The 25,688-nt window shown below is 56.2% G+C and carries 18 protein-coding genes; 17 read left to right on the forward strand and 1 reads right to left on the reverse strand.

Features of this window, described 5'->3' with window-relative positions; translation table 11 throughout:
- Window positions 1–156 precede the first annotated feature (156 nt).
- The 9 genes from BN2694_RS14170 to BN2694_RS14210 all read left to right on the forward strand — a co-directional run bounded on the left by BN2694_RS14170 (window position 157) and on the right by BN2694_RS14210 (window position 16,709).
- Entirely contained in the window at window positions 157–414 is a 258-nt protein-coding gene (locus BN2694_RS14170; RefSeq protein ID WP_135666728.1) for a hypothetical protein, read from the forward strand.
- Complete coding sequence (locus BN2694_RS17460; RefSeq protein ID WP_210408990.1) at window positions 414–869, forward strand: hypothetical protein; 456 nt, start codon at window positions 414–416, stop codon at window positions 867–869. The genes BN2694_RS14170 and BN2694_RS17460 overlap by 1 nt, the downstream gene beginning before the upstream one ends.
- A gap of 36 nt (window positions 870–905) precedes the next feature.
- Window positions 906–3,335 (forward strand): hypothetical protein, encoded by a 2,430-nt coding sequence (locus tag BN2694_RS14180; RefSeq protein WP_135666730.1) that lies wholly within the window; start codon window positions 906–908, stop codon window positions 3,333–3,335.
- Window positions 3,336–3,490: 155 nt separating this feature from the next.
- Entirely contained in the window at window positions 3,491–4,204 is a 714-nt protein-coding gene (locus BN2694_RS14185) for a hypothetical protein (protein WP_135666732.1), read from the forward strand.
- Window positions 4,201–6,156, forward strand: a complete 1,956-nt coding sequence (locus BN2694_RS17225) for a hypothetical protein (RefSeq protein ID WP_167880048.1) — start codon at window positions 4,201–4,203, stop codon at window positions 6,154–6,156. The genes BN2694_RS14185 and BN2694_RS17225 overlap by 4 nt, the downstream gene beginning before the upstream one ends.
- Window positions 6,157–6,158: 2 nt before the next feature.
- Window positions 6,159–7,283 (forward strand): hypothetical protein, encoded by a 1,125-nt coding sequence (locus BN2694_RS14195; RefSeq protein WP_135666736.1) that lies wholly within the window; start codon window positions 6,159–6,161, stop codon window positions 7,281–7,283.
- Complete coding sequence (locus tag BN2694_RS14200; RefSeq protein WP_210408991.1) at window positions 7,280–11,056, forward strand: transfer complex protein; 3,777 nt, start codon at window positions 7,280–7,282, stop codon at window positions 11,054–11,056. Before BN2694_RS14195 ends, BN2694_RS14200 begins: the two co-directional genes overlap by 4 nt.
- Window positions 11,053–12,549, forward strand: coding sequence for a hypothetical protein (locus tag BN2694_RS14205; protein ID WP_210408992.1), 1,497 nt, complete (start codon window positions 11,053–11,055; stop codon window positions 12,547–12,549). The genes BN2694_RS14200 and BN2694_RS14205 overlap by 4 nt, the downstream gene beginning before the upstream one ends.
- Before the next feature lie 809 nt (window positions 12,550–13,358).
- Window positions 13,359–16,709 (forward strand): type IV secretory system conjugative DNA transfer family protein, encoded by a 3,351-nt coding sequence (locus BN2694_RS14210; protein ID WP_244605469.1) that lies wholly within the window; start codon window positions 13,359–13,361, stop codon window positions 16,707–16,709.
- A 74-nt stretch (window positions 16,710–16,783) separates the two neighbouring features.
- Here the strand turns inward: BN2694_RS14210 and BN2694_RS14215 are convergent, their stop codons facing one another.
- On the reverse strand, window positions 16,784–17,371 hold the full coding sequence (locus tag BN2694_RS14215; protein ID WP_167880049.1) for a hypothetical protein: 588 nt from the start codon (window positions 17,369–17,371) through the stop codon (window positions 16,784–16,786).
- Between the two features lie 1,839 nt (window positions 17,372–19,210).
- Between BN2694_RS14215 and BN2694_RS14220 the strand changes: the two genes are divergently transcribed.
- The 8 genes from BN2694_RS14220 (at window position 19,211) to BN2694_RS14255 (ending at window position 25,579) form a co-directional block, all read left to right on the forward strand.
- Window positions 19,211–20,167 carry a hypothetical protein gene (locus BN2694_RS14220; RefSeq protein WP_135666742.1) on the forward strand — a complete coding sequence of 319 codons (957 nt, stop codon included), beginning with the start codon at window positions 19,211–19,213 and terminating at the stop codon, window positions 20,165–20,167.
- Complete coding sequence (locus BN2694_RS14225) at window positions 20,164–20,715, forward strand: hypothetical protein (protein WP_135666744.1); 552 nt, start codon at window positions 20,164–20,166, stop codon at window positions 20,713–20,715. Before BN2694_RS14220 ends, BN2694_RS14225 begins: the two co-directional genes overlap by 4 nt.
- Window positions 20,716–20,779: 64 nt before the next feature.
- Window positions 20,780–21,673, forward strand: a complete 894-nt coding sequence (locus BN2694_RS14230) for a hypothetical protein (RefSeq protein ID WP_210408993.1) — start codon at window positions 20,780–20,782, stop codon at window positions 21,671–21,673.
- Between the two features lie 240 nt (window positions 21,674–21,913).
- Window positions 21,914–22,225, forward strand: coding sequence for a hypothetical protein (locus BN2694_RS14235; protein ID WP_135666746.1), 312 nt, complete (start codon window positions 21,914–21,916; stop codon window positions 22,223–22,225).
- Between the two features lie 97 nt (window positions 22,226–22,322).
- Complete coding sequence (locus tag BN2694_RS14240) at window positions 22,323–23,000, forward strand: hypothetical protein (protein ID WP_244605470.1); 678 nt, start codon at window positions 22,323–22,325, stop codon at window positions 22,998–23,000.
- 943 nt (window positions 23,001–23,943) lie between these two features.
- Window positions 23,944–24,405 (forward strand): hypothetical protein, encoded by a 462-nt coding sequence (locus BN2694_RS14245; RefSeq protein WP_135666748.1) that lies wholly within the window; start codon window positions 23,944–23,946, stop codon window positions 24,403–24,405.
- Between the two features lie 243 nt (window positions 24,406–24,648).
- A complete protein-coding gene (locus tag BN2694_RS14250; protein WP_135666750.1) occupies window positions 24,649–24,909 on the forward strand; it encodes a hypothetical protein in 261 nt (86 codons plus the stop codon).
- A 166-nt stretch (window positions 24,910–25,075) separates the two neighbouring features.
- Window positions 25,076–25,579 (forward strand): hypothetical protein, encoded by a 504-nt coding sequence (locus tag BN2694_RS14255; RefSeq protein ID WP_135666752.1) that lies wholly within the window; start codon window positions 25,076–25,078, stop codon window positions 25,577–25,579.
- Window positions 25,580–25,688: the final 109 nt, after the last annotated feature.

Here is a 25,688-nt window from a genome sequence, read left to right on the forward strand (position 1 = left end):
CGGTTATGAAGGTTTTAGGTCACCAGAACCACATTACCTAAAGACCAGAAAATACAAAAAGGTGTGTTCAATTGTAAAAACTGGCAAACAACTGTGGGTGATGGGTTCGCCCGGGAAATGAGGGAAATTGTGCCGGACAGTTGTTTGTAATTAGACATGGGAATCCAAACAACGGTCCATTTGGAACCACACCAAGTGGCGTTCTTCCACCTGCGGGAGGACATCAACCGGTCGGGGGCTATCCGTCGGCTTCTCGATGCGTACATCGAAGACACGGCGTCGGTGGATTTAGACGACTTAGAAGCAGCATCGAAACAGCTCCAGAAGGATCCTTCCCGAGACTTCGAAGACGCCATCGACGACATCGAGTCTGTTGGAGAGCTCGTCAACCAAGAGAACCTGATCGAACAATAATGAGTCCAAGCCATCGCGAACAGAGTCGTATCGAACGGATCAAAACCGGTGTCTCGAACCTCAAACGCTTCATCTCAAGTGACCTCGAGCGGAAGACGAGCCACCTTTCGTTAAAGGTCACCGTCGTCGGGCTGTTCCTGAGTGCCCTCGTGCAGCCCGCTGCCGCCCAGTCCGGCGGGACGAGTATCTGTGACGTGGAGTTCGTCTCCAGCGTCATCAACGCCCTCTTCAGCCTGGCCATCGGCGGGGCGCTGGTCCTCGGTATCCTGACGTGGGTTCTCACGTCCTTCACCGAGTCGCTGCCGCTCCCTCAGTCCACGAAACAGTCAGTCAAGAAACAGCGGAACAGCGGTCTCGCGTCCGCTCTCAGGGCGGTCGTCGTTCCGGCGATCATCGTGACCATCCTGAGTGCGACCAGCATCGGCATCCCCAGCTGCATCAGCGTGATGCCGTAATCCCCCCCGAGATTCCACATCCCGACACCATTCGATATGTCTCCTGACACCGGGTTTGGTGCGAATCCTCAAATGGCGGTTACAGCCGCCGTCGCGAGTATTTTGATATTAGGTCTTGTATTCGCAGGACCGGCTCTTGCCGCATCAGGAGACTTGGAAGTGTCGGTGTCGATCCCGAACAACGAGGGGGAGGTCTGGACGGCTACTCAAGAGCCGTTCAACATCGACGTCACCGCGGAAATGCCCGAGTTTTCTGGGGAAGCTGACCTCACGCTGACTCTATATGTGAGAGGAGACGAGAAGGACTCGAAAACGATCACCGTCGAAGGTGGACAGAGTCTTAGCGAGTCCTTCACCTACACGTTCACCTCTTCCCCAGACAATCCGGTAGATAACCCGGTAGATGTGGAGGTTGAAGGGGAACTGACCGCCGACGGAGACACGTTCAGTAACAGCGATACCGTACCGGTTCACGTTACGCAGTCATACGTTCCAGAGAGCCCGTTCCCAGAGAGGCTCAACGTCCCTGATGACCTCGTTTACGACGATACGATCAACGGGATCAACGCCTCCAACGCGTACAATCTATTCGGTCTGGACCGGGTGAACCATAGCAATCCGCTCGTTCGCGGTGGGGTGAATTGGAACCTCACTGGAAACGTGAGTTTCGAGAATATGTCTGCCGAGAATAAATCCGTCTTCTTGAAGGCATACGCGAACGCAGCGGACATTACGTACCCTGGTTTCCCCCCGTTCGTACCCACTTGGAACGCAAACAATTGGGACGACTTTTCTGGGTCATTCAGTTCAGGAACCGACCGGTCCTTTAATGCCGATCTTGGGGTCGGGGGTGGTGCCGTAATCAAGCACGCAGGCGTGTCGATGTTCAATATCGAAGAGTCAGTCACCCTATTCAGGTCAAATAACCCGTCCGGTCGAATCAGATATATTCCAGAAGAATCCACGATACGTGGCACAGCTGACTATCGAATCGAGGTGCCAGAGGGAACCGATAGAGTCGGGTATGAGGAAAGCTACTCGTTAGATGGCTCGTCAGTCAGCCAAGTTTGTGTCGTAGCTGGGTCTGGATCCTCATGTTCGAGTGGTAGTGAAGTAGGATCTACCGGCGGTAGCAAATTCTTTGAGGTCGATTACGACATGGGGAGTCGTGACCCGGACGAGATCCAACTCGTTGCTGAGTTTTCTGCGAATATCGAAAAGACGGTTCGAGACCGATACCAAGTCTGTCACAATGGATCCTGCCATTATGAGTGGAGTACGACCACCACGCACCAATCATACAGTGCCACCGCCTCAGAAACGATATCTGTCGAAGTGAGGGACGAGGTCAGAGCTCTCGTTGACAGACGAGTTCTCCCCAACGGAAAGGTGGGATTCGACGTACAATTCGAGCCGGCATCAGGGGACGTCCCCGTCGCCATGTGGTCCAATATGTCGATCAACAACTCCCGAGTCCTGTCCGGATGGGAGTTTACCACATGGCGTAACACGAACTGGGACAGCCTGCGTCGATTCAACGAATCAACCGAAATGTCGTATGGTCCAGATTGTGAAAGGACCTTCAGCAACGGGAGTCTCGACGAAGGTGACAAACCTGGAGAGATTGTTAACCAGGACGATGATTCCACCACGTTCCATAAGGACGGGTGCTGGCCTGCCCACGTAAAACGGCCATCTGTTCCGATTCGCACCTATGGGTTCCCGGTTTCGGAGCCCTACGCGTACCAAGGTGAAGAGATATACGTGAGACATGTCCGGCATGATTCCCCGCATGGGACGCTCTCAAGTCCTGAACCACAACTCCCGGGTGCTGTCGACGTCGCGGTAGTGAACAATAGTTATCAGCCAGCCACCGGGGTCGCAGTGGTTTACAATGGTAAGATTCCACCCAATGAATCCGCATACGAGAGCTCGCGAGACTACCCTCCTGGAGAAATCACCGTTGACGACATCGAATTCCGGACCTTCCCCCCGTCTGCCCCAACTGAAGTTGAAGAAGTCGGGGACCAGACAGAGGTCCAAGAGACAGAACTGGTTGCGAGCGTTGTCGACGAAAGGGAAGACGAGTTAGATGTTGCTGTCCACTTAGAAGAAGCCGATAGTGGAGATCCAATCCAACTGCCCTCGGACGACGGGTACATCCAACTCAACCGAGGGGAGTTCTCAGATGAAGAGTTTAGAACCAACTCGGATGGGAACGTCACAGTCACGGTTCCAGCGAAGTACACCGGAAATCTCCACTTCGAATACGTACCAGAAGATTGGTGGAACGCTTCGGCCTCAGAAGTTGCCTATGCAGGGAGTGAAACACGAGTTTCACTCGGATTCGGCGTCGGGGCTGAAGGACTAATAGTCAGATTACTTAATATAATCTGGTTGCCAGCAGCCCTACTCTTGACCATGTACGGTCTCTTCAAGCGAGATGTCATCATGAAGTACATCTGAGAAAATACAAAAAGGCAGAGTTTAAACCCAAAATCATGACTTACCGACACACACGGAGGAAGTTCATCGCGGGTGGGTGCATCGCAGTCATAAACGCTATCGCCGGATGCTCAGGCTCGGATGAAAGTCCCGATAGTCAGTCTGGTGGGTCAGGAGTGATCGATAGCGCGTCCGTACAGCAGACCCTCAACGTAGATCTCAACTCTGGCACGGATGTAGACCAACTCTCGTTGACCGGGCCAGATGGGGAAACTTGGCGAGAAAAGTCAGTCGGGGACACGGATACAGTCTCGGTAAATCTGCTATCTAGTGGTGGGTATCCTCCCGGAGAACAAACCATCAATGCCCACGATTCAGAGGGGAACGTGATCGGATCGACAACGATCGACATCTCCCCAAATATCGAGATCACCGAAATCGGGTTCGCGAAAAGCTACGACATTCCAAACGGCGGCCTCGAGCGGCCGTTCCGACCGGTCGTACATGTTGAGAATACAGGGTCCGGCCCTGACACGGTTGAACGGCTCGAGATTGAGAGCCCTCTCACGGGGGATAGATACGAGCCAGAGCCCGTAATAAGAAAGAACGCAGAAAGCGGGGCCAGCGCCACCGCTAGCTCAGGTATCCCGGTAGCGAGCGGTGAAAGGCAGGGCGTCAGAGTCGACCATCCAGCGCTAGGAGCTATCGGAGCAAACCGGGATTGCGAACAAACTATCAACGCGACTGTGACCGCTGGGTTACTGATATCTTCGGATGAGACTGTCGAAGTGACGGTATCTGGGGTCGCTCCGGAAGAAACGCCCCGGGGGATGCGGGGTGGGTTCGAACTGAGAAACGAACAGTGCTCGCTCAACACTGAGATACAATGATAGAGTCATCACTCCCAACAGCAAAGAGCGTGATTTACCCCCTTCTACTCCCATCTATAGCCGATTTCGTCGATGGGATATTGGGTGCCTTATTCGACTTCATATTCGGCCTGTTCGAGCAGATCGTGGTCGAAGTGATCCAGCCAATCGGTGAGGAGTTAGGGGACTTCTGGCTGGCGTTGATCCTCCACACTCCGAAGCCGCTCAGACACGGGGATCCCGCCTTGATGAGACAGCCAACAAATACCCCCTGGCGGGAAGGGTGGGAGATCTACTGGAATTTCGTCGAGTTGGCACTCGTCCTAGGCATTGTTCTGTACCTAACGGCGAACTTCGTGGCCGCGATCCCGTGGGTGAGCTCGAAGGTTAGAGAAAGTATGCGGGGTGGTTTCATCAAAACAATGGTGGCCTTGGCTCTTGGCTGGCCCCTGATGACGAGCGCCCTTTTCCTTATTAACGCAGTCAATAACCTCTTCGCGCCCCCCTCTGATCGATTCGGGTTCTTAGTGAGTTGGATGGTGAGCTCAGGGGCCGTCGCTGGTCTTGCCGGACCTCAAGCCATCTTCGGCGGGATCCTAGCTTCAATCGACCTTACATTAGTAGCTATTCTGGGTGCGCTGTTTATCCTCCGGATCCTGTTCATGGTGTTCGGAGTCGTCTTCGCGCCGATGTTTATCATGGCATGGGCTCTGGGCGTCCCGATAGTCAAAGATATAGGGAAATCTATAATTTCGATGTGGGTGAAGATTGGGCTTGCACCATCCATTATCGCCGGCATGTACTGGATGGCTTGCTTGATTCTGACTAGTCCAGACGGTAGCGGTGGATATGATTACACGGGATTCACGTTCATGTCATCGATTGGGATGTTGTTCGGTCTCATCCTGATGTTCGTGATCCCCCTGGCCGGCTTCATTGCATTCTACTTCGTGCTTCAAGCGTCGCTCGGCACCACAGCAAGTCGCGGTATAAACACCGTCCAGCGAAAAGCCAAGAAACGACGGCTCGGCGGTGGGGGTGAGACAGGAAAAGGAGCCATGCCGAATGTCGTCCAGGAAAAAGCTGGTAAGTACAAACAATGGAGGGACCAGAAGGTCAGCGCCGCGAAAGAAAGTGTCAGTTCTGGAGCCCAGGGCGCGGCTAATGCAGCAAGGTCGGCCGGCATGGCCGGAGCGGCCAAAGCACAGGGTGCCTATTGGGATGCTACCGGCGCAGGTGGTAGGACCAGGGCTGGGAGTCCCGCGGTTGCAGGGGCGGCGGGCGCCGGCGCTGCTGCTGGTGGGAGCATCAGTAACTACCGAGGGCCAATAAACGATCAAGAGCAGAAGGCAGCAGCCGCCCTCAACGAGGATAGGAGCCAGACCGCCTCAGCCGGTAATCCGTTCGACGAGATAGTGTCCTCGAGCGGTGATAGTACTGGCTCAGCTGGTGCCGCTGCGGGCGCGGCCGCCGGCGGGACCGCCGGGAGACTCCGTCAAGGTACTTCCGCCGATGAAGTTCTGCTCAGAGATGACGAATACTCTGTGGAAAACGGTGAAACACCGGATTCCGTCGCGGACGCTGCTACCCGCTCTTCAGTCGGAGAGGAGAGTGGAGCAGCTGATGCCGGAAGTGGAGGAAGCAACGACTCCTTCGACCTCGGAGGATCCACTGGACATGATAACGATACGAACACCGCTAGTGACGGGGTGAGCTCGTCCGATACGAGCCAGTCAAACGACGCCCCGCAGGGTGGGATCGACCTCGGCGATACGGATAATCAGAGTAGTTCTACCTCCAGTCCCAGTGATGACTCAAACCTGGGACCGGACGCAGATGCCTCGAACGACGGGGCTGGTGGCGATAGTGCCACATCTGGTGGGGGAGACGATGTCTCGGACAACGTCGTCGACGATTCCACCGAAACGTCAGTGGAAGACATTCTGGACGATGACTCAGACAGCAACCAATAACAATGTCAAGTGAATCACTCGAATCCCCGCGAATCACGCTGGAAAGCCTGGAAGAAAAGAACGAACTGCCCGTCATTCGACTCAACTCCCGAAACACGTTCTTCGTGATCGGGTTAGTCGTACTCGGGTACATTATAGCGTCCCAGGTCGGTCTTCCCGTCCCGGTGAGCGCGACGGTCGGCGTCGCACTCGGAGCGATCGGATTCGACCTCGTTCGAAGCGCACCCCCTTACTCGAACGTGACAGAATGGATCAAGACCAATATCCGATACTTCCGCAAGGCAGGCGAGTACTCGAACCGGGCCGAAGCACACCTCGATAGTGAGAATCGTATCCAAGCAGTCATTCAAGCGCCGGAAACCACTCGGAACCTCACTCAGGTCTCGCGCTTGTACCCGCCGCACGGGATCATCGAGCGGACAGACGGCAGCTATGCTCTGGTGCTGCGGTACTCGCCGCCGAATATGGACTTCTCAATGGGTGAAGAGTACGCGGATCTCATGAATACGGTGTCTGAAGGGTACAACAACACCATCGACTTCGATCTCTCCTTCTACGCGACGACGAGGCCGGTGGACATGGAAGCCCACTTCGAGCAGCTAGCGAAGCGTATGGACGACCCGGACGTCAAGAACAACGAAATCTTCCAAGCTTTGCTCGAAGAGATGCTAACCCACCGCCGGCAGATGGTTCAGCAATCGGATACCGAGATCGTTCACTTCTACTTCATCGTCTCGGTCGACAAGGCAGATATCAATGAGGTGAGTGGGGGAGACAAAGACGCTGACGACCGATCGTACCTGTTCGGTCTGTTCGAAGATGATGAAAAGTCGCAAGAAGAGATCGACAAAGAAATCGTCGAAGAACGGCGGATGCGGAATATTCTGGAGAAGCGAGCCAAAGCTGTCGCGGGACTGTTCAGCGGCGGGGCGAGGATCACCGAGGACGCGTCTATCGAACGCGTAGATTGCGTTGAGGCAGCCGCGTTGCTCGAGAGTTACTGGACTGGTAACCAAGTCCCACTGGACTCCGAGGACGAGTCTGATCCGATCCCCCGGAATGCGGTGAGTCTCGGGCCAGAGCCGGATCATATCGATATCAAGCACCCTGGAGAGGTGATAGAATGAGCGACCTATCCAGTATCATCTTGCAGTTTGGAGGAATCGAGTTGAGTGGTGATATCCTGGTCGTCATCGGGGCCGTCGCCCTGATGGGGATCGTGGGCATTCGGGAGATCTTCCGCCGCTTCACCGGTAGTGGCGGAGGTCTATCGTCGGTCGGTACAGACGACATCGATGCCGACGAAATCAACGAGAGCTCAGAGGGAATGGACATTGGGGACAGGGAGGATTCAGAGAGTTTGTCAATTGATCCCGAGTTCGGGGATCTCCTCGAGGATGACGGGCAAGAGACCGTTAACCGGGTGATCGAAGAGGAAAACATCGACCCCGAGAAGATCGCTCAAGGTGAAGAGGTGTTGCCACCACACCTTGATGGGGACGATATCGATCCAGAAGACTTCCTCTCGAAGATCAACCGCCTTCACCAACGCCAGATCGCTAGCGGACATGTCAAAAAGGGGTCGACGGAGTACAAAGTCGGTGATCTGTATCGGCGGGTCATGTTCGCGCACAAGCACCCGAACGAGACGGAGGTCGGGGGGATCAAGTCCATCATCGACGACCCGACGATGCATTTCGATCTGACGATCCACTTCCACCATATAGATGACGACCGGGCTCTCAGGAAGGCCAAATCTCTCTTCAGTAGCCTCGACGCCAGTGTGAGCGTTCAAGCCGAGGAAGGGGATGCGCTCTCTGTGGGTGACAAGGCGGTTCGCAAAAAGAAGGTCCGGACCTACCGTGACCAGATCAAGCAGAACGATCAGACGCCGATCGCGACGACGATGTACGTCTCTCTCCGCGACGAAGATATCGATAACCTGCGTGATCAGGTAGACGTCGTTCGAGATCAGTTCCGTACTGAGGCAGGGATCCGGCTCAAGACCCTCGAACGTAATCAGAAAGAAGCGCTGGTTTCGGCCTCGCCAATCGGCATCGACAAGGTCTATCGGGATTGTCCTGAGGTCGATCCCTCCCACCCGATGTTGGGCTCTTCATTCGGGGCCTTCATCGCATCCCTCTCACAGAGTCGGAAGTTCGAACCGGAAGGTCACGAGTGGGGCCGTCACTCGGTTCAGGGGCACCCGATTGTCAAAGACCCGTTCCAGAGCCCGCGGAACTACAACATGGTCGTCGTGGGAGAATCCGGGTCCGGGAAATCCCTCAACACGAAGCACATGGCGCTGGCCACGAAGGCCGTCCAGCAGAACACGCTCATCATCATCCTAGACCCGCTTCAAGGCTTCATGGGGCTGGCCGAAGCCCTGGATGCTGAGAAGGTCACCATCGGTGGGAAACAGAACCTCAACCCGATGGAGATCCGGAAGCCCCCTGAAGAGCATATCCGGTCGGAAGCGTTCGACGAGGACCGGGACCCCCTCTCGGCGAAGGTCGATGACGTGATGTCTTTCATCCAGAACTACGTGGGCCAACAGCCGGGCCTGCAATTCGGGGAAGAATCCCAACTCCTCCGGTCGCTTATCCTCGAGTCCTACAAGCGAAAAGGAATCACCCACGATGTCCAAACGCACGACAACGAGAGTCCGACCCTTACTGATGTCCTAGAACTGGCAAACGAAGCGCGAGAAAATCCTGCCGAGTGGGCAGAAGGGCCACAGGATCCCGAAGATATCGAAGATCAGGCGTCGGCCATCGGGAACATCCTTCGGGAGTTCACTCCGGGCGGCCAATACGAGAATTTGGCCCAGCAGACCGAGCAAGATATCTTCGGCGACAACGACGTTATCTACCTCGATCTCTCGCAGCAGGAGTCGAGTGGCGGAGGTGGTGTCGGTGTCGTGGGCCAGCTCATGTTCTCACTGGCATACGAGAAGTGTAAGCAGTTCCCCGGACCGGCACTGTATATCGTCGACGAGGCCAGGTTCCTGTTCCGCGAGGCAGACACACTCGAATACCTGGTCCAGCGCGTCAGGCACAGTCGCCACTACAACACCTCGATCCGGTTTATCACGCAGGAGATGGAGGACTTCTTCGACTTCGAAGGAGCATCCTCGATCGTCTCAAACTCGTCCTTCCACATCATCCATCAATCACCAAACATCGAAGAGTGGGGGCACAGGTTCGACCTGAAGCAGCCGCACATGGAATTCGTCAAGAACGCCGCCACCGGGTCAGACAACCCGTATTCGCAAGCCCTGGTCCGATTCCCCGAGAAGGACCAATATTACCCCATCACGATCGACCTCGGGGAGCGCATGTTGACGATCGCCGACTTCGACGAGCAAGAAGACCGGTACGAAGATCTGCCCGGGAGAGGCGATGACGTGATCCAGCAATCCCCCGTAGCTCGTGAGCTCGTCGCCAGGATCAGGCATGGATCCCACTCCCACGAAGAAGCGCTCGACGGTGTCCTCGAGGACTGGCAACGGCCCTTCTGGGAGATGCTTTCCGAGGATCGGGCTGCGAACGCTCTCTCTCGTATCCAAAACGGCGAACAGCCTGAAGCCGCCCTTTACGCCGAGGCCTTGGAGCAGGTCCGTGAGGTCGTTGACGCTACTGGGGGCGAAGAAGTCGTGGAAGAAGTTATCAACCGGCTCGAAGACGCGATCAAGAAAACCCACAAACAGGGCGGGCCTGACGAGCCCTACCAGTACAATGTAGAAGAAGTGGAGAGCGAAACCGTCGACGGGCATGAAGTCCAAAACAGTGCGACTACCGTTGCCGGAGGGAAACAGCAACAGATCGCCGCGAACGGCCAGGGGAGTCAGCGGCAGGTCCCCAAAGAGCAGTCCAACCGTCCCCTGAACGGAGAACGGAACAGGCGGATTGAAACCAACGGAGACACGCGCCCGACGCCGAACCACCCGCAGGTCGGCCACGAAGCCCCACTCGCAGGCCGACCACACCAACCGATCGAATCGAAGGCCAACGGCGATGATGGGGAAGAAGACGGAGACAGCGCCGCTGACGGCGAAGGAGACGACGAGGACGAGGTTGAGGACGAAGACGAAGACAACTCTGACGGCGGTGGTGGCGGCTCTCAGAAACCACCCATGACAAACCGACTCCGGGCCTGGGCAGGGGGGTGGAAAAACCAAGTGAATACCCACATGAGAGACATCAAGGTGATGACTGGGATTACCGCTCTTGTGTGGGGGTTGGCGGTACTCTACGGGGCGATTAGCTTCGGGCAGAGTGGACTAATCGCTCTGGTTGCCGGGAGTATCGTGGCCGTCCTCTCAGCTTCCGTAGCAACCCTCTTCTACCGTGTCCCAGGACGAGCAAAGACCATCGGATTGGCGTATCCGTTCGGGATGAACGTCGTGTTTCTACCAGCGACAGTGATCGCGCTCTACGAGCCCACGTTTAGCCCTATCCTCGATATGAGTTCCTCTGTCGGTTTTTGGATCGCAGGGACGATCCTCGCCCCCATGGGGTTAGAGCAGTTCTTCTACTCTACTTTCGATCTGAGTGGGCCGACATACCTGCTGATGTGGTTCGTAATCGCCTTCCCGGTCGGTTGGGTCGTCGGCTCTCTCTGGTACGGTGGGAGATACGCGGTACGGAGAGTTAGATCCTCACTCGCTGGGGTAGAGATCGATCTCGATCTATTCGGCCCAGAGCCATCCGGGAAGCCAACTGGAGGGATTCCGAATACCCAGCGCTCTGGGAAACCCCGAACCGACCTGATCGGAAGAAAGCGAGACAGCCAGCAAGTATCGCTTCCCGTCGGCGATTACGACACTCGTACAGAGCGTCAGACTGAAACCAAGCCAGCAAAGCGTACCCCAGAATCAACCCAGGAGATCAACGTATGAGCCTCTTCAAAAGACTCCTCGGAAAAGAAGAAACGGGCCTCGAAACAATTCAAGCCGACGCGGACCTGTTCACCGATCTTCAAGAACATCTCCCCGATCAACCCCTGATTCGGCTGCGGCCGCACGAAGACAATCCAGGCCTGTCAAACGCCAAGGGCCTCATCAGGAGTCTTTACCACTACCGGAAAGATGGGTACGGTCGAAACGACTCCCCCATCAACTCCTTCGAAATCTGGTTCGACGAAGGAGAGGTCCGCTTCTACTTCCACCCCGATACTCGGGAGATGAAGAACAGTGGGAAGAAACACTTCGAGGACCAGTATCCAGGGACCCGGATGGTGGAAGAGCAGGATCCTTTCCCAGAAATTAACGAGGGGGACTACATCGCTGCCGCGGAGATGACCCTCAGCAACCATTTCGCACGACCACTCAAGACGGTAGAGGGGCCCCAATCGTTCGATCGAGACCCACACGGAAGCCTCACCTCTGAGATGGTCGTCGAAAACGAGCGGACAACCGCTGGTGAGCGTGTGAAAGGGGAGAAAGTGAAGATGGTGGTACAGGTCGTCTTCCAGCCCATCTCGCGTAGCTGGAGCCGAGGTGGACTATTCGGGACCAACCTCAACGACTACGCGGACGACTTGAAGAAGCCCAAACAGAAGGGCGATTCCATGAGCCAGTTCATGCGGGCTGTGGTGGGCCTCGAACCTGCCATGCGAGAGCCCACCCAGAAAATGCGGAAGTCAGCCCGGATGATCTCGGAATTGAAAGGTGAGCCGGCGTTCCTCACCGATATTCGGATCATCGGTATATCCCCCTACGACGAGATCTCACGCCAACACGTCGGGGGGGTCGTCGAAGAATTCGAGAACTTCAACAACCCCGTCACGGAGCAAACGCTCCAGATGCGTCGCCTCAACGAGGAAGAGATTCAAACCACCCTCGAGATGGCGGCAGCAAGGGATCTTCCAAGCTCAACGCTCGGAAAAATCAGTGCGATGAAAGACGTCTTGACGGTTCCAGAGCTCGCTGGCATCGTCCACATCCCGAACAAGGACATCCACACTCCGAACGTCGACTGGACAAAGATGGAAAAGGGGTCGGGTGTCCCGACATCCATCCCTGGCTTGGACGACGTCCAGAAGGAGATGCAGGCTTCAGTCGACAACCCTGCGGAAGCTGCCCGGGCCGAGTCTGAAGAGGATGCTGACTCGAGGATGGTCGCGGTCGACGAACATGATGAGGCTGCCGAAGACATCGATCTGACCATCGAATCAGAGGACGATGTTTTCGAAGAGCCAGGGAGCGGTTTAAGGTCGGCTGCTGACGGGCGGGGTCTTAACACCGACCAAGCGATCGAGGAAGAAAACGAAGAGGGCAACGAAGACCCCGGATCGCAGTCAAGCGATTCGACAGAACCTAACGAAGAGTCTGGCGAAGACTCCGGATGGCTCGATCTCGGCTTGACAGAAGAAGAGGGAGACGAAGAGTGAGGGAGGGCCAGCGAGGATCATCCATACAACTACAATGTCCAGGGCAAAACCGACCGCGTGACGGGAAATCCGGTTGATCTGACAGAAAGATTTTCTAATTGCATGAGAAACGAGAACTACTAACAGACCACAACCACAACATGAGCATCTTCAATCCACTCGGGGGTTCAGACGAGAAAAAGAACGACGGTGACGAAGAGGGGGGTTCGGATACGTTATTAGAAGCCGTCTGTGCCGACCTGGATGACCTATCCGATGCGCTTAAAGAGACGAATCTTCCCGTTGAACGCCGAGAACAACTATTAGACGATTATAAGGCTATCATCAAAAGGGGGAACGAAAAGGTCGAAGAGACTGTATTATGGGTACCCCCAGGAGAAGACCCGTCAACTGAGGAGATGGGTAAGAGCTTGGAAAACCTTCAAAGAGCTTTTGAGCAGTCTGACAATGCGACCCTCTCAAACGCGGACGCCGAGGAACTGCGCGAGAGTTTCGCTACGATCCTCTCTGTGATAGAGCATGACGAGGAGTTTAACTTTGCCTTCAAAGAAGAAGATATAGCCAAGAGGCACGGCCGAGCGGTTCAATCTATAGGGGTTCGAGAAGACGTCGATCCGGAAGAAATGGATGATGACGGCCGGGAAATATACGCTGGTCCTCGAGCACGGGCGCAGCTACAAAGCCTCCCGCGGAGATCGAGAGAGGTTGAAGGTTTTGACCCACCATTATTCCTTGGCACCGGGGTTAAGCGTGGTAACGACGCCACGATTCCCAAGCAGACCCTCTACCGACATTCGGCTACACTCGGGGTGACCGGGTACGGGAAGTCGACACTGTTCACGAACAACATCAAGCAGCTGATTGAGGCCGGTCAAGGAGTCTGCTTCATCGACCCGAAGGGTGACGACTCCCGCCGGATTGCAGAGATAGTCCCCGAAGATCGGAAAGACGACATCATCTGGATCGAGCCAGGGAGCTCATCGGGGACTGTCTCCGGATTCAACTTCATCAACGTCGGTCTCCCCCCAGACCACCCTCAGATCGAGACCGCAGTATCGGCTCTCGTCGACGACCTCAAGAAGATGCTCGGCGCCGGGAAATACTGGGGACCCCGGATGGACCGTATCGCCGGGAACATCATCCGGGCGATGAACACCTACAACCGGAAGTTCCCCGACCGTCCGGACCTGAACCTGGCAGACCTCTACTACGTCCTGATGGACCCCCGCTCCCGGCACGAATTCGCAGCGATGGTCAAGGCGGCCGGGATCGACTTCATCGAGGACTACACCGAGGAGATCGCCGAGATGGAGGACGACAAACTCGAGCCGATCCTCGGTCGGATGCAGCCCTGGATCGAGTCGCCGGCCGCCCGCCGGATGATCTGCTTCCGGAAAGGTGAGGTGAACATCCCGCAGGCCGTCGAAGAGGGGAAGATCATCATTGTCCGGATGGGGGGCCAGCCGGACGACCTGAAGAAGATGCTCGGGATGGCCGTCGTGCGTCGGATCTGGGCGACGATCCGGTCGCGAGCGGAGATGGCCGAGCACGAGCGATCGCCGTTCTACCTGTTCGTCGACGAGGCCCACCACGTCGCGATGGCCGACGAGACGTTCCCAAAGATGCTGGCCGCAGCACGAAGCCTCAGGCTTTCCATCAACCTCGCTACCCAGTACCTCTCCCAATTGCCAGAAGGAGTAGTGAAAGGGATTCGAGTCAACTGTGATACCTTCATGTCGTTCAACGCGGGGTCAGAAGAAGAAGCCAAGAAAATAGCTCCACAGCTTGATCTGAACTCCCAATCGCTGCTCAACGAATCTCGATTCCATATCTGGCTCCGACTGACCAACCCCGACACTGGTGAGCTCACCGCACCGTTCAAGGTCTATATCCACCCCCCATTCCCACCCTTACGGACGACCGAAGAAGCCGACCAAGTGATCGAAAACAGTCTCGAGGAGTACGGCCGTGAGAAGATGACCCCCTCTGAGCGAAAGCGACGGCTCCAGTTCCACAAGGGTAGAGGAAACGCCGAGCTCGGTGTTGGTGAAGAGATCCTCCTGGCGAAACAAGACTCGGAGATACCGCCAGCAGAGGTTGAAGCCCGAAAAGCGATGGCCGTTGATCGCCACAAGCAGGTCCTCGAAGGCGACACTTCCGTTGACGAAGCTAGAGGCCAAGCACCGTCGCCGAGCACACCACAAGACGGAGACGAAGACGATGAGATGGCGCTCAGAGAGCAGGAAGAGCAGCGTCTCCTTGAGTGTACCTACGCCGCTCGTGTGAAGGCTGGTCTCGATACCGGCGAACCCGTCGAGACGAAGAAAGTGAAAGCGGAGATAGAAGAGCGAAGACTCGACTTTGGTCACGAAGAGCGGCTGGCCGACCTTGCCGAAGGACTGTCGGAATTCATTGAGCTCGACCAGAAGAGTAACGAACCCACGTTTGCCCTCACCGGCAAAGGTCGGAGTCGCGTCTTTGGGTCAACAGGGGCCGACATCACCGGGGGAGACGTCGGCCACCGTCGGCTGCTTCGAGAGTCGTTCAAACTCTTCACTCGGTTAGGCTATCAGGCGTCACTGCCGACGCAGGAAGGTATAGAACTGCCGGACGGGCTGGCCGAAACGCCGTTCGATCCCACCAACATCGACACGAAAGGCAAGAAGCCCTCGCAGATCCAGGAAGCCCTCGAAGAGCGGATGGAAACGCTCAAAGAGGATTACCCCCACATCGCTAAGATCAGCGAAGGGAAAGACGTCAGCATCGAAGCCGAGTCATCGACCCTATTCAAGCCGGCACAATGCCTCACGAACTTCCGGAAAGCGATTGACAAAGGCCACTTCGCCGCCTACGTTACGAAAGACGCCTACCACGACGACGACAGTAAGGGTACCCACGAAGACCCTACGGTCGAGTGGGCAGCGTTCATCGATCGGGTTCTTCACGATACGACGTACAACGCGCAGGAGCGGAAACATGAGACGCTCTACGGCAACGAGAATCTGATTCTGGCCAAATCAGCTGACGAGGATGGCCACCGGACGTTCTACAACCAGAAATCCCAGTACCGTCTCGACGAAGAACACACAGCCGTCCGGGAAGCCACCGAAGGGCGGTCAGACACGACCTGGGAAGAGACGGACGATGGGATCGTCGCGAAGACCGGCGGCGAGGTATTCGCCAAATTCGACAGCGTCGAGGACGTGATCGAAGGCGATACTACGGCCGTTCCGGCCTACTATCACTACGATCAGAGTGAAGACCGGTACATCGTCGAAAAGGGTGGGGAGACGCTGGAATACGCCACCAGCGACGAGCTCGAAGAGGATTGGGAGACATTCAAAGCGCCGTTCCTTCCGCAAGAAGAATTCCCCGAGAAACCCACGGAAGACGACTACATCATCATCGTCATCCCGGACGCGGACAACCCCAAACACGACCAGCCACTCATCTACGACCAGGGCGATGTCATCCCCATCTACGATGCCTTCGGGATCGACGTTCCCGAACACGGCCTCATCAAAGAGGAAGAGATCGCCCCAGAAGAAGTAGAGCAAGTGGATGCCATCCCCGACATCGACCAGGGCGTTTTGGAAAACCACCTTTCTATAGCCGAAACCCAAGGGAACACCCTCGCTCATCGGGTCAACACCGTGGTCGAAGAGGAAGAGTACATCGAGGAATTCGATATCGAGCCCGATGATGAGGAAAGCGATACTGGCGGTGCAGAGTACCTCTTCCCTGAGGTGGAGACACTCGACGAACTGCCTGACGTGTGCCCCGAGTGTGGAAGCACGCATCTCGAGATATCCGACTTACCATTCGCTGGGCCAGCTGGCGGTCTCGAAAACTTCCCCTCAGTGGCCGCCGCTCTCGCCGAGAAGGGCGTGCTGAAGACCTCCACCTCACCCCCTATCGTGACCGATCTCGTCGACGCCTCCATCGTCGAATGCCAAGACTGTGCCGTCGCAGCTACAATCTACCCGGTGGAAGGAGAGAAAGAAGACACTACGGAAGCTTCGGAGTCTTCTGATTCAGAAGAAGACGGCACAGATGAAGCGGAAGAAGAGACTACTGACGAAGAAAAAACCGACTCAGGAGGAGACGTCTTCCCAGCGACGAGCAGTCCAACGAACGAGGACGACTTCTTCGAAAGGTAATCAGAAAGCTCAGATTGGAAGGACCGGGATTATGTTTCTCACTCCCGGTGATCTTCACCGTGGAAGCCGACTGATCATTCGTCGTCGAGATCCATCGGGGAAGACTCGCTCTCTTCGATCGGGTCGAAGTCACTTTCCTCGATACCGAGATGATCCCGAACCCTCGCCTTCGCTTCCTCGAACGAGACCTCTTCACTGATCTCCTCCATCGGGATGCCGAAGACATCCTGGAAGATGTTGTGATACAGGATCACGAGATCGATGGTCTGAGAGAGTCGTTCAGCACGGACATCATCGACAGCACCGTATTCCCCCTGGATGGCATCTTGGATCCGATCCACATCAGCCTCAATACTATCTAAGCGATTAGACACTTCACCAGGAATGTCATCACCGGTCTCGACGTGATCAACCCGGGTGGACAAGTGTTCGATCTGATTCTGAATGTCCGCAAGCGCATCCTCTAGTTCTCCCGTCTCACCACCCTCAAGATCGAAATCGAATTCCGATTGGGGCTTGGTATCCGAGCCACCTATCTCGATGGAAGTATAACTATCCTCCCATTTTTGAATAGCCCGGAGCCCCTCGTCAGTGACCTCGACTGAACGGGGGGACTCACCCTCCAGACCCGGCCGCGCATCATGGAGCTCAACGTACCCCATCTCCTCGAATCCCCTCGAGTCTGGGCGGATTCGATAGGTCACCTGACTCGAAGATAGATCAGATTCCTGATTTATGTTCCGTGTATTCGCCGGCACCTCCGAAACATCTGTATTCGGGTACTGATCTGGGTTTTCGTTGATCTCCCTCACTATCTTAAGGAACTTTACATCTTCGGGCGAAAGGGCGCTCTTCGGCTTCCGAGCCATCTACTGTTCACCACCCGTATAATATTCGTAGGGTGGTAAAAAACTACCGTTATAATAACCGTTGGAGGTTTATACCCGCAGCCATTCTAATGGTGATATTGAGGGTTATTATTTCTACCCCTGTATATTTTGACGGTAACTATTACCGTTAGAATTTCAACAGGTGTAAATTATTACGGTTATTATAACCCTATTGTTTCTATAATGGTTATTTTTTCATACCGCAAATGAAACCGCAAGAAATTATACCCGTGTATATTCCAACGGAGATTATTACCGTTAGAACCGGGGTATATTTCCAACCCCTGGAACCTATCGTCAGGAAATAAGGGTAGAGCCACCCCCCTTAACAGGGTAAAGAGGTAATCAAAGAAAGTCAGCGCTAGCAGCGCAAGCACCTCACAGAGGTATATACTTCACAGAGAGCTAGTAGCGAAGGCATAGTAAACATGGTGATAAGAAGAGAGAAGTCCAGCAGGTCATAGTCCTCAGTGGGGGCCATCAGGAGATAACAATCTCAGCCAGGACAGCAGTAACAGGAGAGGGAAAAAGTCCCAGGTTTCTGATACAGGGTGAGAGACACAGATCTCGAGCTCAATGGGGATCCACCAGCGGTGTAGACAGCGGTCACCAGCAAAGGGAATATTCAGCTAGGTCTACCCTGGGAGGCAGGTGAGAAGCACTGCCAGGAGAGGGGGTGGCCAGCAGCGCAATCCAGGATTAACTACCAGTTTCCTGAAACTGGGGTCAGTGGCAGTAGCACACCAAGCCAGAGGGGCAATAGTGAAAGACAGACAACAGCTGCATCGACTTAGCAGACTAGGGGGTCCAGGTCTTTCTACAGCGTGGACAGTGGCATCGGTATAGCCAGAGCCAGGGGGTCAATGAGATCTCGAGGATCCAGGGAGGTGGCACCCTGAACACTATGTCAGCAAGCTAGGAGTTACTACAGCGTGGACAGCGGCATCAGTATAGCAGTGTCTCCAGGCTAGGCAAATCTCCACGGTGGTCAGCGGCATCGGTATAGCCAGAGCCGGGGGGGTCAGCGTTTCTTCGACAGTGACAGTCACAGGGGTACAGGCAGGACAGCAATCAACAGATCCTCGAGGACACCAGCGGCATCAGCGTAGCAGACCAGCGAGACAGCGAACTCTTCACTAGGACAGCGTCATCGGTACAGCGGTGTCTCCAGGCTAGGCATATCTCCACGGTGGTCAGCGGCATCGCGGTAGCAGTGTATCCAGGCTAGGCGGTTTTCAGCGTGGTCAGTGGCAACAGCTAGGGCATTGTGTCCTCAGGAGAAGCACAGAAAGATATAGCAGAAAGCCAGGGGGCAGAACCCAGAGCAAAAGCCGAAGGCCAGAGGCCAGTAGATTCAGGGCCATTAGAGCTTACCGCATCCCCGAGACTGCAAGCGCGCGTCTCGGGACTCTAGCTTTTCGCCGGGTGGCCCCCCAGCTGTGTCTCGAGCCTGACTTCGCCCCCGGACGAAGCGCTCTCTCGGCGGCGGCGCGGTCGCCCACCTTCTTTCTCCCATCTACAAGCGCAACAATCCCCCAGTCGGACAAGTATATCGCGTCTACGTACTTTTTTGGGGAAGAGCGTCAAAGGGAGAGTGAGACAGAGAAACCGATGTCGCGATCTACATCTCGCTTTCCGAAAGGCGCGATAGCACAGGTGGAAACGGGGGTAGCTCACAGGACTTTCCTGGAAAGCGTCGAACCAGACTACGCGCTGTTGAAGATTCAGTACGCTCGGCGACTCTTGAAGCAGGAGGAGACAGCGGAAAGTTGGTTCCCCGAGGGGACGACTGTGATCACGTCGACGGCGATTCGCGACGATCAGAACGCGGCGCTCCCGATCGAGGGGAACGGGCACAAGCGCGGAGAGGCTGATATCGTACGAGAGTTCGGGCCGGACTTTCACATCCCGGCCGATCGGTCGGACTACCAGGACCTCGAGGATGCGGAACGGTACGAGCATGTCCGGGAGTGCATGACCGGGACGGTGACGCTGGCGAATCATATCGCAGACGGTGGGTGGGATACGCAGATCGTTCCGTTCGTGAAGGGGGTGACGCCGAAAGAGCGGTGGCTCTGCTACCGGACGATGGAACAGTTGGGTCTTGAGTACGCGGCACTCTACGCGAACGGGTATTTCAACGATGGGACGGGGATAGGGATCGGCGAGCTCGTCGAGGACCTGGAATTGATCGCCGAGGAGAGCGCGGAGATGGTCGAGAGCGTCGACGGCCCCCTCCGGTTGATGGTGTTGAACTGTCTGTCCCCCCAGGTGCTTGAGCGGTTCCCGGAGAACGTCGAGGCCGCGAGTGGTTTGTGGGTGGGCCAGCGCCGAGGGTGGCGGGAGAAGGTAGTGCCGATGAAGCAAGAGCCCGCGGAGATGCGGCGGATCTACGGTGACGTCGAGGAGCGCGTAGCGAAGGCGCTGTCTGTGCCCCGTACCGAACGTGAGGAAGCCAGTGCGTCAGCGAGTACGGAGAGATCGCCGGCGGAGTCAGAAGGCGTGGGTAGTACGGAGAGCGGCGGAGAGTCAGCGACTAGTACGGAGGTCGGAGGGAAGGGTGAATGAGTAGCGACGACAGTGGATCGGCACGGACGCGGGGGAAGGGATCACGGAAGCCTGGCCGTGGTGAAGACGACGACGTCGAGGACGCCGGTGACAGTGACGCCTACGACGACGCCCAGCAGACGATCCAGGCGATCGAAGACCAAGGCCCCATCGAGGCGGCCGAAGACGGTGAGGGACCCGGTGGAGAGATCGAAGCCGCGGATGCCAGCAGCGGGCAAGCGGCCGGCGGGGCTGGCGGTGAGATCGAACCGGTCACAGATACGGATGTTGAGAGCGTCGACGACGAGCACAGCGATGTCGACGAGGAGACGGACGAGGAGACGGACGAGGAGCCAGACGGAGAGACAAGTGAGAGTGAAGGCGGTGACGAGGCCAGTAGTGGTGATGAACAGTACCGACGTGCCACGCGGTCGGTGCTCTGGGCGGTGACTCAAAGTGCCGCCCGAGACGCAGCAAGTGACTACGATAGCACGATAGACGACCTGATAGACGCGACGATCGACCACTTCAACGAAACGGTCGGTGGCGAGGGCGACGGAATGCCGTGATGTCGGCCCGAGAGATGGGGGCCGTGGAGTACTACTAATTGTTCGGCCCCCATACGGACGGACGATGAGCGAGTATCCGGAGGGTGCGGTTGCTCTGGTGGAGGCAGGGCGGGGGCATCACGACTTCCTCGAAGCCGTGAAGCCGCGGTATGCGATCATGAAGTACCACCACGCAAACCGGCTATTGAAGCGTGGGGAGACGGCAGAGAGTTGGTTCCCCGAGGAAACGACTGTGATCACGTCGACGAACGTGATCGATAATCGGAACGCGCCGATCCCACTGGAGGACAATGGGCATCGACGCGGCGAGATCGACATTGTACGGGAATTTGAGCCGGATTTCCATATCCCGGCCGATCGGTCGGACTATCGGGACTTCGACGACGCAAAACGCTACGAGAAGACCAAGGAGTGCATGACCGGGACGGTCACCGTGGCGAATCATATTGCCGATCACGGCCTCGAGACGCGGGTGATCCCGTTCGTGAAAACGACGACGCCGGCGGAGCGAGAACTGTGCTACCGGACGATCGACCAGCTTGGGTACCCGTATGCAGCGGTGTACTGTAACCAGTACTTCAACGATGGCCGAGGCGTGTTGATCGACGAGCTCCTCGAGGACCTGGAGATGCTCGCCCGGGAGTCGAAGCGTGCGGTCGAGGTGACCGGTGATTCCCCGTTACGTTTGCTCACGGTGAGTCTCTTGTCGCCGAACGTGTTGGAGCGGGGCCCCGACGCGGTCGTCGCGGGCAGTGGGCAGATGGTCGGGACCGAGCGGGGCTGGCGAGAATCGATCAAGCCGAGGGTCCAAGAGGCCGACGAGATGCGCCGGGTGTACGCCGACGTCGAGGAGCGTGTAGCGGCGGCACTCCCCGATGCGAGCGTCGGCGAGGAACGGGTGCGCGACAACAGGGCCGAGGAGGGGCAAGAACAGCGCGCAGATCGTGCCGAGTCGTAAAGACGCCGGGATACACGTCTAACCCCCGGATCGATTTCTCGGCAGGATGCGCGGCTGTGAGAGCGGGCAGAGGTTTCGGACGATAGCGAGGCAGCATCGAACATCGATAAAATTGGGCGTGTATATCTGTTATCTAAGGTCGATGCGTCATCTATACTATATACATACCAAACCTAACCACTACCGAAAGACTTTTTAGAATAGCACTCTATGAATGAAATGCGAAGGAGGTCACTACGGATGTCAGTCACTACCGCCACCGGTGGAGAGATGGAAAGCGAGGAAGAGAACCTGGCAGTCATCGAAGGTGGATCGACGTGGGAGTTCGCCGACGACGCCGAGGTTCCCAAACCGGCCCACCGGGAATTCGAAGTGACGGAAGTGCGGGTCATGGAAGACGGCAGCGTGAGCGTGACTGTCTCCTACGGGACCGACAACGACGAACCCGATGAAGAGGTCGATGTCGAGGATATCCGGGAGAAGGAACGCGAGGGCAAGATCACTCGAACGAATACGGCCCACGAGGCGTGGAAGAACCGAAACGCCGAGTGAATCAGGCCTTTCGGACGCTCTTCTGGCGGTTTTCTCCGATTCCAGTCATGTCAATTTGACAGCGTGGGTTTATTAGGGCCGAATGGCGACCCTAGATATGAGCGCAAGAACAACCGGCACTGTCCCCCCCGGTGAACGCGAGAGTCACGGGGGGAACCGAACGCGTACCAGCCAAACGAACGGCAAATCTCACCAAACCGTGTTCAATCTCACTCAGGACACCTCCTGGACGGTCGTCAACGTGATCGGTGCGGATGAGCTCTCCCGGCGGAGTGTGCGCCAGCTGAACGGCTACCACGATGGGATCGACAACCGGGGGAACTGGCAAGTTATCTCAAATCCTACGGACGACGTCGCTCTGTCGATCGTTCGAGACACGACGAAGTTCTCGGCGATCGAAACTCGGCAGTTTCGCCGAGATCTCCAGGAGACTCTCGTGGACGAACTGGGGAAGACTGAGGTCCTCCGGTTCAGCATGAGCGACGAGTACGACGCCGAGATCATGGCCCAGATGATCACCTACATTTCCGACACCAAGAGTGTCGAAGGGGAGCACTGGGCTGGAGTCCGGGCCCAGTCTGACGAGAGTTTCGGTGTGTGGCTGGCGTGCGATCCGGGTAATCGCCGGCAGCTAACCCTGTCCGAAGCAGAGCCGTACCTGGAGACGATCGCCGAAGACACCGGGATCGAACCCCACTTCTGGGACAACGACGCCGGCGATATCACGCCAGGCCACTACCCGGACGCACTTGACCGCGAGATTATCGACGCGTAGGGAAGCCGGCCGCTCTTTCCCCTACCGTTTGCTCGAGATCTCGACGTAGTCCACCGGACGATAGCTTATTCCATAATCTCAAATTGCGTAATAATCCGGAAGTGAGGCCATCTACCGGATATGACAGTTTTAGATATAGTATAGAATAGAGAGGAGAGCGGTTAACTACCGGAATTAGAAGACAGAGAGCATAGAGATATATTCAAAACCAGGCCACCACCGAAGAACTTCTTAGAAATAAAGATTCAGTAGAGAGAGCCAAAGCAAATCAGATCACAATCAAGCCCGAGAAGGTCAAGACCGCCCAGAAAGAGAGAAGCGCCGTTTTTCTACCTACGGACGCAGGGATGGCCGTCACGGACGCGGAATTCAACCCTGGCCGTATGTAGAGAACGGCAACCTCGAACAATCTAGTGGGCCGTTCGAACGATCGGCAATTTTGGACGGGCGAAGGGCCGAAGGGAGGGGAGAACGAGCTCGAGTACGGCGACGGGGCCCAGACGACGTCAGGAGACGCGGTCAACGTGTGGCCGGTACTGTCGATTAACTGGCCAGGGATCGCGCCAAGGGGTGCGCAGTGCGCCCTGGCGAGGAATCCCCTCAGAGCCAAAGGTGCAGCAGCGGGACCGCGTAGCCGACCAGGATCAGCATGAAGGCGAACGTGATCTTGAACTTCTGACTGTACGTCATTCCGTAACCGTAGCCGTGAGTTGCCATCTTTGAGTGACCTCCTAAGGCATCTAGTCCATAGAGCGGGTTAATAATAAAGGTTTCGGTAGCAATTGGGTTTTACATAGAGAAGAATTAGATGATTTCTCGGATTGAGATGCCAGAGAGCCCTTACCTACAGTAACCTTATCACACCAATTCTAAACCCAATCGCTACCGAAACACTTATTATATCCCCACTCTATGAACTAGATGCGTAAGGAGGTCACTACAGATGAGCGTTACCACATGCGTCCGGCCGGAAGAACTCGAAGAGCCCGACATCGAGGAACTGAAGGAGGACTTCACTCCGAAGCAGCGCGAGAACTGGGAAGAGCACGGAAAGCCGATTTTCGAGAACTTGGAGGACGAAACAGCGAAAAACTGGTTCCTCCGTCTCCAGCGACCCAAGAAGCAGGGCTGCGGTATGATGGACCGCGATCACGTCAAGACCGGTGCCCCGGAGAAGTACCTTCGAGAGTCGATCAGCCAATTCGAACGACCGCGCCAGTCGTTCGGCAGCATGATCATGGCCTCGGTCGGGGTTGACGATGAACAGCGGGAGGAACTCGACGACGTCGCCGTGCGGATCGTCGCTGCAAAAGCCAAAGGCGGGATTCTCAGTGACATTCAGGTCCAGCGAATTCTCGAGGGGAACAAGCGGGTGGCAGAGATCTACGGGGTTGCGGACAGCTAACCCCCTTCTGATTTCTTCTGACGCCGCCAGGCTTCAAAATCGAAGCCAACCGAGCTCTGATCCCTTCTTCATTCCGCATCCTGAAACCCGACAATATTCCCTCGGTGGGACTTCTAATAGCCAAATCAGAAATAAGATCAAGCTACATTCAGCAGCGCTCTTTGATAGAGTCAATCCAAACCTATTAGCTACCGAAAGATATATTAATATGACACTCTACAAGACAATTGGAGGTCGCTACGAATGCCAGAAAACGCAGTTGCGGCCGGTGCGAGAACTGAATTGAAAAACGCGATAGTAGGTAAGGCGAAGGTTTTCCACGCGGAAGTGAAGAAAGCACTCGACACGTCGACGTCTTGGGCTGCCGAACGATCGAATTTTCAGCTGGGGATCGCAGCCCTCGGAACAGCCGTTATCGCCAGCGGGACGAGCACGTCAGCACTGATCCTGGCCGGGATCGTTCTGATCACGAACGACCAGATCCAAAAGGGACGCTGGACCTGAAAAACCTCGAGAACGCAAGCATAGAACGCGAACCGCCGGCGAATTTTCGCGGGAGTAGCACGAAGGCGTCAAACCGAGGAATCGATCAGCAATTCAAACCCAATTACTACCGAAACATTTATTATTAACCCGCTCTATGGACTAGATGCCTTAGGAGGTCGCTACGATGAACGACCGATGTTACACCCCCGGGCCGGACGAAACGCTCACTGACATCCTTTCGGACGACGACGCCGTCGAGGAGATGCCGGCCGAACGTGTGAAGGAAGCATACGTTCGGATGAAACTCTTCGAGGTGGCCAAAGAGCGGTACCTCGAACCCAAGTACGGGCGTGAATCGATGGCTAACGACGACTACGATCGCCTGATGGACTTCCTGGAAGAGTGGGACGTCCAGGGCGTCCAGATGGCCCTCCAAGTGTACGCCGGCAAGGCCTACAGCCATGACTTCGTTCGGGACGTGAACGAAGGGGAGGTGACAAGGGAAGCGGCCCGGCGAGTGGTCGACCGGGTTTTCGACGAGATCACGAAAACCAGTATCGCCGAAGAGCGCCGTATCGAAGCGGTTCGGGACAGTCTGAAGAGCACCCTCCGGAGTTGTGGGATGCCCCGCCCGAAAATCGCCCGTGCAGTCGTGCAGAACTGGAAAAGCGAACGGGCCCGGGAGTGACCGGTGGGTCGGTCGAAGCTATCCCCGCCAGCGATCGCGAGCTCGTGGCCGTGGCTAGACTCTCGAGAATGCCGTGGTGAATCTTGGCAGCAATCCCGGCGTGAGTCGT

The organism is Halorhabdus rudnickae (genome assembly GCF_900880625.1).
GTDB lineage: Archaea > Halobacteriota > Halobacteria > Halobacteriales > Haloarculaceae > Halorhabdus > Halorhabdus rudnickae.